This window comes from Rhizobium sp. CRRU65, from assembly GCF_048551595.1.
Taxonomy (GTDB): Bacteria; Pseudomonadota; Alphaproteobacteria; order Rhizobiales; family Rhizobiaceae; genus Rhizobium; species Rhizobium leguminosarum_J.
The window spans coordinates 1-10,200 of sequence record NZ_JBLYZH010000036.1; the positions used below are offsets into that span (position 1 = coordinate 1).

General features: G+C 59.8%; 11 protein-coding genes. 7 read left to right on the forward strand and 4 right to left on the reverse strand.

Annotated elements, in window-relative coordinates; all coding sequences use genetic code 11:
• Positions 1–785: 785 nt before the first annotated feature.
• From ACM5SV_RS36375 to ACM5SV_RS36395, 5 genes are all read left to right on the forward strand, one after another.
• A complete protein-coding gene (locus ACM5SV_RS36375; protein ID WP_012755850.1) occupies positions 786–2,063 on the forward strand; it encodes an alpha/beta hydrolase in 1,278 nt (425 codons plus the stop codon).
• 184 nt (positions 2,064–2,247) lie between these two features.
• Positions 2,248–3,498 carry an NAD(P)/FAD-dependent oxidoreductase gene (locus ACM5SV_RS36380; protein WP_026157558.1) on the forward strand — a complete coding sequence of 417 codons (1,251 nt, stop codon included), beginning with the start codon at positions 2,248–2,250 and terminating at the stop codon, positions 3,496–3,498.
• Positions 3,499–3,507: 9 nt separating this feature from the next.
• Entirely contained in the window at positions 3,508–4,218 is a 711-nt protein-coding gene (locus tag ACM5SV_RS36385; protein WP_017995908.1) for an SDR family oxidoreductase, read from the forward strand.
• Between the two features lie 15 nt (positions 4,219–4,233).
• Positions 4,234–5,271 (forward strand): 4-hydroxyproline epimerase, encoded by a 1,038-nt coding sequence (locus ACM5SV_RS36390; RefSeq protein WP_017995909.1) that lies wholly within the window; start codon positions 4,234–4,236, stop codon positions 5,269–5,271.
• Positions 5,272–5,509: 238 nt separating this feature from the next.
• Entirely contained in the window at positions 5,510–5,821 is a 312-nt protein-coding gene (locus tag ACM5SV_RS36395; protein WP_260690488.1) for a hypothetical protein, read from the forward strand.
• Positions 5,822–6,168: 347 nt separating this feature from the next.
• On the opposite strand, the gene ACM5SV_RS36400 is transcribed toward ACM5SV_RS36395, so the two are convergent.
• Together ACM5SV_RS36400 and ACM5SV_RS36405 are read right to left on the reverse strand one after the other, a co-directional pair.
• Entirely contained in the window at positions 6,169–6,867 is a 699-nt protein-coding gene (locus ACM5SV_RS36400) for a hypothetical protein (RefSeq protein WP_222018376.1), read from the reverse strand.
• Positions 6,868–6,925: 58 nt separating this feature from the next.
• Positions 6,926–7,372, reverse strand: coding sequence for a hypothetical protein (locus tag ACM5SV_RS36405; RefSeq protein ID WP_222018375.1), 447 nt, complete (start codon positions 7,370–7,372; stop codon positions 6,926–6,928).
• A 67-nt stretch (positions 7,373–7,439) separates the two neighbouring features.
• On the opposite strand from ACM5SV_RS36405, the gene ACM5SV_RS36410 reads away from it, so the two are divergent.
• Complete coding sequence (locus ACM5SV_RS36410) at positions 7,440–7,742, forward strand: hypothetical protein (protein ID WP_222018374.1); 303 nt, start codon at positions 7,440–7,442, stop codon at positions 7,740–7,742.
• Positions 7,743–7,804: 62 nt separating this feature from the next.
• Here the strand turns inward: ACM5SV_RS36410 and ACM5SV_RS36415 are convergent, their stop codons facing one another.
• Together ACM5SV_RS36415 and ACM5SV_RS36420 are read right to left on the reverse strand one after the other, a co-directional pair.
• Positions 7,805–8,122, reverse strand: coding sequence for a PadR family transcriptional regulator (locus tag ACM5SV_RS36415; protein ID WP_222018373.1), 318 nt, complete (start codon positions 8,120–8,122; stop codon positions 7,805–7,807).
• Positions 8,123–8,437: 315 nt separating this feature from the next.
• Complete coding sequence (locus ACM5SV_RS36420) at positions 8,438–9,106, reverse strand: TetR/AcrR family transcriptional regulator (RefSeq protein ID WP_222018372.1); 669 nt, start codon at positions 9,104–9,106, stop codon at positions 8,438–8,440.
• Between the two features lie 81 nt (positions 9,107–9,187).
• Here ACM5SV_RS36420 and ACM5SV_RS36425 point away from each other — a divergent pair, with 81 nt between their 5' ends.
• Positions 9,188–9,928 (forward strand): SDR family NAD(P)-dependent oxidoreductase, encoded by a 741-nt coding sequence (locus tag ACM5SV_RS36425; protein WP_012755856.1) that lies wholly within the window; start codon positions 9,188–9,190, stop codon positions 9,926–9,928.
• Positions 9,929–10,200 lie beyond the last annotated feature (272 nt).

A 10,200-nucleotide genomic window follows, 5' to 3' on the forward strand; every position in this document is an offset into this window, starting at 1 on the left:
AAACCCGCCGGAAGCCGCTCGCGCACTTCCGGCCAATGATCCAAAACCTCAGGACGAATCTTCATCCAAAGCTTGAATCACAACCAGATTCCTTATGTCCAGGGCTAAACCTAGCGCATATGACCCTCACCCTCTCCCCGTAAAAACGGGGCGAGGGGACGTGCCCTGCGATGGTGCGATGGGTGGGTGGGGAACGGAGAGGGTGCGGCATATCCCCTTCGCCCCGCGAGCGGGGGTCCGAAGGACGGGTCGAGACCCGTGGCTCGACCCCGGTCGGTGCCGGCAGGCGGATGAGGGGCGAGTCTATCGGCGATCCGAGAGGGCCACAATTTTCGGCATAATTTTGACCATCTGGTCAAACATGCTGCAAAATGAGGCGGATACCTGTTATTTTGAGGGCAAGCCTTGCATCTAGCGCATTGCTGCATTGCGGTATTTTCGCTATTCCGAATCAAAAGAATTGGCTATTACTATCTTCGTAAGCAGCGCACTCCTCCTCCCAGCGCTCTTACATCGGACTGACAACACTCCTCCTCCCAGTTGTCAGTCAGGATCAAGAGCCCGGCGCACCTCCTCCCGCGTCGGGCTTTTTTCTTTTCTCCCCAAATCTTCCGCCCTAAATCGAAATCGATCGGTTGCCGATCCGCGCAACGCCAGTCCTGCGTTTTCACGAGGGATTGCGCAAAACAAAGGCTTCCACCGCCCGCGGTTTGACTCGGCAAGCCTCGTCGGACTATTTGAACGGGCGCCGCCTGTCCGGTGCGTGAACCGATTGGAGTTTGGTCATGATCGGCAAAAGAGGCGGCTTGCCCGCGGCTCTGACAGGTCTTCTGATTGCAACGATGGCGCTCGCCGGCTGCGGCGGCAGGCCGGTCGGTGTCATGCAGGCGGCCGGCACCGCGGCCCCCGGCACCTCCAAGGTCGACCTGCTCGTCGCGACGACGCGCGCTGCCGACGACAATCCCGCCGTGCTTTTCTCCGGCGAACGCGGCACCGGGCTTGCCGTCAATGCCGTCGACGTCTCCATTCCGCCGGAAGCCAATCGCAAGGTCGGCCAGGTGCAATGGCCAAGCCGCCTGCCGGCCGATCCGCTGCGCGATTTCGTCACAGTTTCTGTCGATCCGCTGGAAGGCGAGCGGGCCGGCGAGACGTGGCTGAAGTCCCATATGCCGAAGAGCCGCCGCGTACTGGTCTTCGTCCACGGCTTCAACAATCGTTATGAGGATGCCGTCTACCGCTTCGCGCAGATCGTCCACGATTCGCATGCCGACGTTGCGCCCGTCGTCTTCACCTGGCCTTCGCGCGGCAGCATCTTCGATTATAATTACGACAAGGAAAGCACCAACTATTCCCGCGACGCGCTGGAGGAATTGTTGACCCGCACCGCCGCCAATCCCGCCGTTAGCGACGTCACCATCATGGCCCATTCGATGGGCACCTGGCTCACCGTCGAAGCGCTGCGGCAGATGGCGATCCGCAACGGTCATGTCGCCTCGAAGATCAACAATGTCATCCTCGCTTCGCCGGATCTCGATGTCGACGTTTTCGGCCGCCAGTTCGCCAGCCTCGGCAAGGAAAGGCCGCACTTCACCATCTTCGTCTCGCAGGACGATCGCGCTTTGGCGCTGTCGCGGCGCATCTCCGGCAATGTCGACCGGCTCGGCCAGATCGATCCTTCCGTCGAACCCTATCGCAGCAAGCTCGAAGCGGCCGGCATCACCGTGCTCGACCTCACCAAGCTCAAGGGCGGCGACCGGCTGAACCACGGCAAGTTCGCCGAAAGCCCCGAAGTGGTGAAGCTGATCGGCGACCGGCTGATTGCCGGCCAGACGATCACCGATTCCAATGTCGGCCTCGGCGAGGCCGTCGGCGCCGTGGCGATGGGGGCTGCCCAGACCGCCGGAAGTGCCGTCAGCGTCGCCGTCAGCACGCCGATTGCGATCTTCGATCCGCGCACCCGGCGCAACTACGATGCCCAGCTGAAACGTCTCGGCCAGTCGATGAACAATACCGTCGGTTCGGTCGGCGACAGCGTCGGCGCCGGCCTGCCGGCAAGCCAGTAAAAATTCCACAGAGCAATTCCAGCAAAAGTGCACAGCGGTTTTGCGTTTCGGAATTGCGAAAAAAACAAAGAAATAGAGAATTTCCGTGATTCGGAAAAAACGGAAATTCTCTAGGCATCACATCTTGATGTGATATATCAGATTCACGACGGCAATTTTGTCTGCCGTGCGATGGGTTGATGGCATGGCGGATGAGACGAAGAAGACGGTAGCGGTCGTCGGCGCAGGCGTGATCGGCGCCTCGATCGCTTTCGAGCTGCAGCGGCGCGGGTTTGATGTAACGCTGATCGACAAGGGCGAGCCGGGTCGCGGCACCTCTTTCGGCAATATGGCGAGCATCGCGCTCGATTTTGCCGCCGGTTCCGGCCCTTCGACCTGGAAGAAGATCCCCGGCTGGCTGCTCGATCCGGAAGGTCCCGTCTGGCTGCGGCCCTCCTATGCCGCCAGGATGCTGCCCTGGTTCCTGCGCTTCCTCGCTGCCGGCCGGCCCTCGCGGCTCCGAGAGATCGAGGATGCCGGCATGCGCCTGTCGAACCGGGCGCTCGGCGATTTCAGGCATATGCTCCAGGCGATTGGCGCACCCGAGTTGATGACCGAGGAGGGTTGTCTCGCGATCTACGAGACCGAGGCGGAATTTGCCGCCGACCGTGGCCATCTCGCCATGATGCAGCGCTACGGCCTCGAATTCGAGGTTTTGAGCAACGGCGCCATCCAACATTACGAACCCACTTTGTCACCGGCGATCGCCAAAGCCGTACTGCTCCCCGACAACAAGTCGATCCGCGACCCCTACAAGCTGGTGGTCAAACTCGCCGATGCCGCAAAGGCTGCGGGCACGACCTTCGTCTCCGGCACTGTCAGGAATATCGAGCGCAGGGGCGATGGCACGGCCGTCGTTCTCCTCGAGGATGGCAGGCGGATCGAGGCCGGTTCGGTCGTGCTTGCCGCCGGCGTCCACACCCGTTTCCTCGCCGAAAAGCTCGGCGAGCCGATCCCGCTCGAAACTGAGCGCGGCTATCACACGCAGATCATGAAGCCCGGCATCGCGATGCGTTATTCGGTGATCTGGCCGCATCGCGCCTTCATGGTGACGCCGACGGCGGGCGGCATCCGGGTTGGCGGCAATGTCGAGCTCGCCGGCCTCGATGCCGCGCCCGATTTCCGCCGTCCGCGGGTGCTGGTGCGCCATGCCCAGCGCGCGCTGCCCGGCCTGAAGGTCGAGGAGACGACGGAATGGATGGGGCACCGTCCGGCGCTGCCCGATACGATCCCGATCATTTCGCCGTCGTCGAAACTGCCCGGCGTTTTTTATGCGACCGGCCACGGCCATCTCGGCCTGACCTTTTCGGCAACGACAGCGCTGGTGATCGCCGATATGGTGACCGGGCTCAAACCGTCCCTCGATATGACCCCGTTCCGCATAGACCGTTATTAGGAGGCCCCGATGTCCGATACCACCAAACCCGTAGCGCTGATCACCGGCGGCGGCCGCGGCATGGGCGAGGCGATCGCCCGCGAGCTCTCCGCCCAGGGCTATCGGCTGGCGCTGATGTCGCCTTCGGAAAGCTGCGAGAAGCTGGCGGCTGAACTTGGCGGCGTCGCTTCGCGCGGCGTGGCCGAAAAGGCCGAGGATCTCAAGGCGATCTTCGACCTGACGATGAAGACCTATGGCCGCATCGATGCCGTCGTCAACCTGAGCGGCCATCCGCCGAAGGGCGACCTGCTCGATATTTCAGACGAGAACTGGACGCTCGGTTCCGACATGATGATCCTGTCGCTGGTGCGCATGGCCCGCCTGGTGACGCCGGTCATGCTGAAACAGGGCAAGGGCGCCTTCGTCAACATCACCACTTTTGCGGCCTATGAGCCGTCGCTGGTCTTCCCGGTTTCCTGCACCTATCGCGCCGCTGCAGGCGCCTTCACCAAGCTTTATTCCGATCGTTATGCGGCCGACAATATCCGCATGAACTGCATCCTGCCGGGTTATATCGATAGTCTCAACCACAAGCCCGAGACCGCCGAGAAGGTGCCGATGAAGCGCATCGGCCATGTGGAGGAGATCGCCAAGACCGCGGCCTTCCTGCTCTCCGACGGCGCGGGTTATATCACCGGCCAGAATATCCGCGTCGATGGCGGCGTCACCCGTCACGTCTGATCTGGAGTTTTCGATATGAGATGGAAGCGCACGATCCAACTGCTGGATGTCCACGCCGAAGGTGAGATCGGCCGTGTCGCGATCGGCGGCGTGCCGAAGATCCCCGGCGAGACCATCGCCGCCCAGCTGCATTGGTTGAACACCGATCCGAAGGGCGACGAACTGCGCCGCTTCCTTTGCCTGGAGCCGCGCGGCGCGCCGATCGGCTCGGTCAACCTGCTGCTGCCGGCACGGCACCCGGAGGCCGACGCCGCCTTCATCATCCTGCAGCCCGACCAGGCGCATGCGAGCTCCGGCTCGAACTCGATTTGCGTCACCACGGCCTTGCTGGAATCCGGCATCGTCGAAATGAAGGAGCCGGAGACAACAGTCACACTCGAAACCGCCGCCGGTCTCGTCAAGGCGACGGCGACCTGCCGCGACGGGCGCTGCGAAAAGGTCAGGCTCACCATGGTGCCCTCCTTCGTGCATGAGCTCGATGTCGCAATCGACACGCCGCATTGGGGAAGGATCAAGGCGGATATCTGCTATGGCGGCATCTTCTATGCGCTTGTTGATGTCAGCCAGATCGGTCTGACGATCGAGAAGGCCAATGCCGCCGGCCTCGTCCAGGCCGGCATGATCCTCAAGGAGCTGATCAACCGCGACATCAAGGTCGTCCATCCCGAGATCCCGGCGATCTCGGGCGTCGCCTATGTCATGTTCCGCGATACCGAAGTCGATGGCACGGTGCGCACCTGCACCACCATGTGGCCGGGCCGGGCCGACCGCTCGCCCTGCGGCACCGGCAACTCCGCCAATCTCGCCACGCTTTATGCCCGCGGCAAGGCCAAGGTCGGCGACACCTTCACCTCGAAGTCGATCATCGGCTCCGAATTCGAAGTCGGCCTCCAGGCGGTGACCGAGGTGGCCGGCCGCCCCGCCGTCATCCCCACCATCACCGGCCGCGGCTTCACCTTCGGCCTGACCCAGGTAGCGCTCGACCCCTTTGACCCGCATCCGAACGGTTTTGCGCTGACGGATGTGTGGGGGCCATCGGCTGGGGAGATTTGATCGTTCAGGACGGTGTGAGCGATCACGCAGAACACACGGCAACGGCCGGAAGATCAGCTGGTCAACTGTTACAGTTCGCGCCGCGTTGACAAGATGGCTGATTAAGTCGAACCGTGTCGCGACGTTTCATCGATAGGTACGTGACGGAACCATGCAAGTATCTAGTCCCCAAGAGGCCTACCCCCAGATAGGAACCGTTGCCAATCCTGCAGTGCTGTACGATGGGAACGACGCTTTCATGTGTTATGAGGCCTCTGCGCGCGAGGGAGGCTACAATGTCGTGCTCAAATTTGGTGAAGTTATCGACTTTCGAATAACGCCCATGAACGTTCACGGCCTGAGAGAGTGCAGGTACCCGGTCAATCCGTGGGCTTTCAATGAGATTATTGGCGGTGAGGAGACAGCCAAATGGACGGTCCTCAATCCACGACTTTGGCTTATATCTTTCAATGACGTCATGATCGAAGTGATCTTCGAGACGGTGTCTCTCATCAGCCAAGACGCAGAAGGCAGTCCACAACATAAAACGCTGATTGGCGCCCTGCGATGAGCGAAATCCGACCGCGTCGCGTTCCAGTTGCGTTTGGGATTTCGAAATCATCGCCGCGGCCGTTTACAGGATCTTGGTAGTGAGCCCATAACTCGTGCGGGCTGAGCCGTCGAGCTAAACAGGTGGCGCTCTCAGCCAAGCCGGGAGGTAAGACTTGGCGAGGGGATCAGCTGGGGCTTCGAGAGATGTAAAGGGGTTTCTCCCGCCCTCCCAGCACCAGCTTGCGCAATTTTGTGCCGTCTGATCCACCTGCAACATGAGCCGATATGATCTGAAAGACTTCGAGTGGCGACGAGACTGTTTGAGCTGGGGCTGTCACTGACCCTTCGGATAAGGCATCGCCTTATCTAAAATCCTTCGTCGTTGCCCCGCTCAGGAAAGACGCCGATTGCACGACGACGGGTCTGGAGCGCTGCCTTCCAATCATTCAGGCGCATAAGAAATGGTGAGATATCTTCGGCGAATTCAGTCTCCTGTACATGCAGGAATCCTCGAAAACACATTCCACCAACCCAGAGCATGCCCATAAAGAAATAGCGGAAATCATTCGGATCATCCATCGTTTGGAAGCCGCTATATTTGATCGATCCGTCCGGCAGGTGCCTTATGCGGTTTGCCAAGGCAATCGGATCTGCATGTGCATGACTGCTGTGTTCCGAGCGAACTTGTCTGACCGCCAAAAAGATCGGAGGAAATGAATCGCCGGCTTTGATCCGTCGACCGAGCAGCTTCACTGCATCGTCGCGCGCCCGCCGGCTCGTCAGATAGTCATCCTCCGAGAGCATACCGTGAGACATCAAGAGCGAAAACAAGGCGGCATCGGTCGCCAATCTCATGGCCGCGAAGGCGTCGCCGACGTGGTGGCGCAGCATGTTATTGCAAGACTTGACCAGTTGGGTCCTGACCAAAGAACACAATGCATAGTACTTCGACTCTCCTGGACGAAGCTTGTCGCTTCGATTTAGAAAGTCGAGGATCAGCTGGTCAATTCCGTCAAAAAAGGTGAGTTCGATCGCCAGGAGAGAACTGGATTTTCTAACGTTCATCGCCTCGTCAAGGCGATACTCGCGCAGTCTTCTACCATTGCACATATGCGCTAACTGATCATTTCAATATTAGCGACGAAAGGCGCCAGAAGAAGGACACTGCTTTTTCTGCCCAATAACGAAGGACCATGCCGATGATTTGTTGCCACCAAAGCCATTTCGCGTGATTGGCACCATAGCGGGGAACCCAAATCTCAGTGCTTACCTGATCTAGGTTCTCAAGGAAGTCAGCTGCGATGGAAGCGGGTAGAAGCCTCGAGAGAAATTGCCCACCTTTTCCGTTCATCTGAGGAAGCTGCCGAAAATCAACTTCAACTGCGAGGATTGCGCTTTCCAACCTGTGCATCTGCCGGAGGCGCAGAGCCTGGGAAGGGCTAGGCCTCATGCTCCGCAGTTGACGCCCCACTGCCCGTCTCGCCTTATCATAGACGAGGCGGCGTGTTTCAAGGGAGGATTCGGACAGTTCATCAACTGCCCCTCGGATTACACTTTCGAAATCCGTCATGCCTATTCCCCTACCAAATAACCTTACGAATCCGTTCGACCACAAGCATTGTTGTGTCGAACCAATAATGAACCACCATGCCCCAGCAATTGCGTTGCCACAACCAGCACGATTTCCGGTGGCCGTAACGGGGGAGCCAGATTTCTATGAATATAGTTTCAAGATTGATCAGAAAATCGCCGGCGACCCGAGCCGGCAGCAGAAGATGGAAGAAAAAGCTGTGCGGATACTGCGCACTCTGTCGCTTTTGCTTCAGCTCAAGGCGAGTCTTTCTGATGTCGTCTTCTTGCCGATGGAGTTTCTCGGAAAGCTTATCCAGACGCGCCAGCGTTGCGTCGAGCTTTTGCTGCTCTTTGCGCGCTTCGCCTAATATCTCTTCGTCGCTTCGCCGGTCATTCCAAGGCCATCGCCGAGATAGCTCTGTCAGAAACGCTATGCCCAATTGCGACCTCCAAAGACGATCTTGCCGCCGTAGGCATTTAAGGCTTGCGTTGCATTTACGGCCTCGTCAAGTGCACGTCGACCCTCGCCAGTGATCGTAAAGAGGCGTCTGGAGCGCTTGTCGGTTTCATCCTTCGTTTCAGAAATCAAGCCCTTCTTCACCATGCGATCAAGGGCTGTATAAAGAGCCGCGAACGGCGCGACCTTCGCCTGTGTTGCTTCCAATACCCCATAAACCTTTGCCGCCGGTGCGTGTGTTCCGGCCTTAAGGAGCGCGAGGAGCGTCAGTTCTTCGAATTTTCCGATCAATGTTGATCTATCCTCGCCAGCGTTTGAGGTATGCGTTGCATACCTGTAACAGGTCTGCATTGCATACGTCAACCTGCGCCAGGCTTTGTGACGAAGTTTGACGTGAAAAAGATTGCCTCGACAGCCATGCGGTTCAGAAAGCGGGCGGTCCGGCGCATCTCGACCTTTCCGTAACCGTTTCGCGTGCTTCCGGAACGTTGCGCCTCGGCTTGGCCGATGCGAGCAGAGTTGCTCCCGCGATCCCACTGAAGCTGCCGCGACCGACTGACCAAAAGGTGACACACGAGGATCCGCGTAACAATATTCGAAACGCGATCAGCCTCGCCTGAGTTCAGCAGCCCCGGTTCGAGTGTCCCAACCCAGCATGGCGAGCTCGGCGACTGCCTCCAGTTCGCCGCGGGTCGCGCCGTCGCGGGCCAGGATCGACATGCCGTTCTGAACGGTCTGGACGAAACGGGCGAGTGCATGGACGTCGGTCGAGACGGGAATTTCGCCCTCTGATATCGCCTGGTTCAGGCGCAGCTTCAGGCGGTCGAGCGTGACGGCGCGGGCGGCTCGCACGAGTTCGCCGAGTTCCACATGGCCCTCGCTGCCGACCGAAGAGAGCGCCACCATGCAGCCGCGGGGAATATCCACGACACAGCCGGTCAGGGCAGCGGCCGAATCCATCAGAAACGACCTCACCGCCTCACGGGCCGTGCCCGCGGAAAAGAAGCCTCCCCAGACGAGCGCCTCGTTGTTGTCGCGATAGTGGCGCAGCGCCTCGGCATAGAGCGCCTCTTTCGAGCCGAATGCCGCGTAAAGGCTCGGCGATCCGATCCCCATCGCCTCGGTGAGGTCGGCGATCGAGGTCGCCTCGAAGCCCTTGATCCAGAACAGGCGGGTCGCCTGCGCCAAGGCTGCTTCCCGATCGAACGCCCGCGGCCGTCCGCGCCCGCGGGTCGGGGTTTCATCGACGTTCGAGGTCTCATCCGATTTTTGCATCGATCATTATATAAACCCATTGACACCCCATCGCAACGTGCCTAGCTATTTATGTGTCGATCACTACAGAAAGAGAAGATCATGACAGAACTGGCTGGAAAGCGTGCCCTGGTCACAGGTGGCTCGCGTGGCATCGGTGCCGCCATCGCATTGGCGCTTGCCGACAAAGGCGCGGATGTCGCCATAACCTATGAGCGTTCGGCCGATCGCGCCGCCGAAGTCGTCCGAGCGATCGAGGGCAAGGGCCGCAAAGCGCTTGCCATCCAGGCCGACAGCGCCGATCCGGCGGCCGTGAAGCGCTCGGTCGACGAGGCCGCCCAGGCACTTGGCGGTCTCGACATTCTCGTCAACAATGCCGCAATCGCGCTTTACGGTGCGATCGCCGACGTCAGCGTCGAGCAGATCGATGCGCTGCTGGATGTCAATGTGCGGTCGCCTCTGCTCGCTTCGCAGGCCGCCATTCCCTATCTGCAGGCGGGAGGCCGCGTCATCACCATCGGCTCGGTCGGCGCCGAACGCATCGTCGGCGACACCGGCACGGTCTATTACATGACAAAATCCGCGCTCCACTCGTTTACCCGCGGCCTCGCGCGGGAACTCGGATCTCGCGATATCACCGTAAACCTCGTTCAGCCGGGTTCGACCGACACCGATATGAATCCCGCCGATGGCGACTTCGCCGATTTCCAGCGTGCCCTGATCCCACTTGGCCGTTATGGCGAGCCGGAAGATGTGGCGGCTGCTGTGGCTTTCCTCGCAAGCCCTGCTGCAAGGCACATCACCGGCACCATCCTCACAGTGGATGGCGGCTTGAACACCTGAATCGGGATCTGTTGCCTGCGTCGGCAAAAACGGGGGGTCGACAGATGTTGGTCCCTCTTTTCGTCCCGATGACCCCCTCACTCCAACCCGGACCCCGTTGAGGAGAAGAGAGAGCTAAGCCGCGGCACCCTCCAATATACCTCATCCTTGTACGTTGCCGTTGCTGTATAAAGGGGCTGTGCGGCGGGGATGCGTGTCATCCTTGGGTCTTGAACTCGTACCTCAGCAAGCATCTCCGTCGCCATGTCTTCGCTCGAACGGTTGGTTGGGCT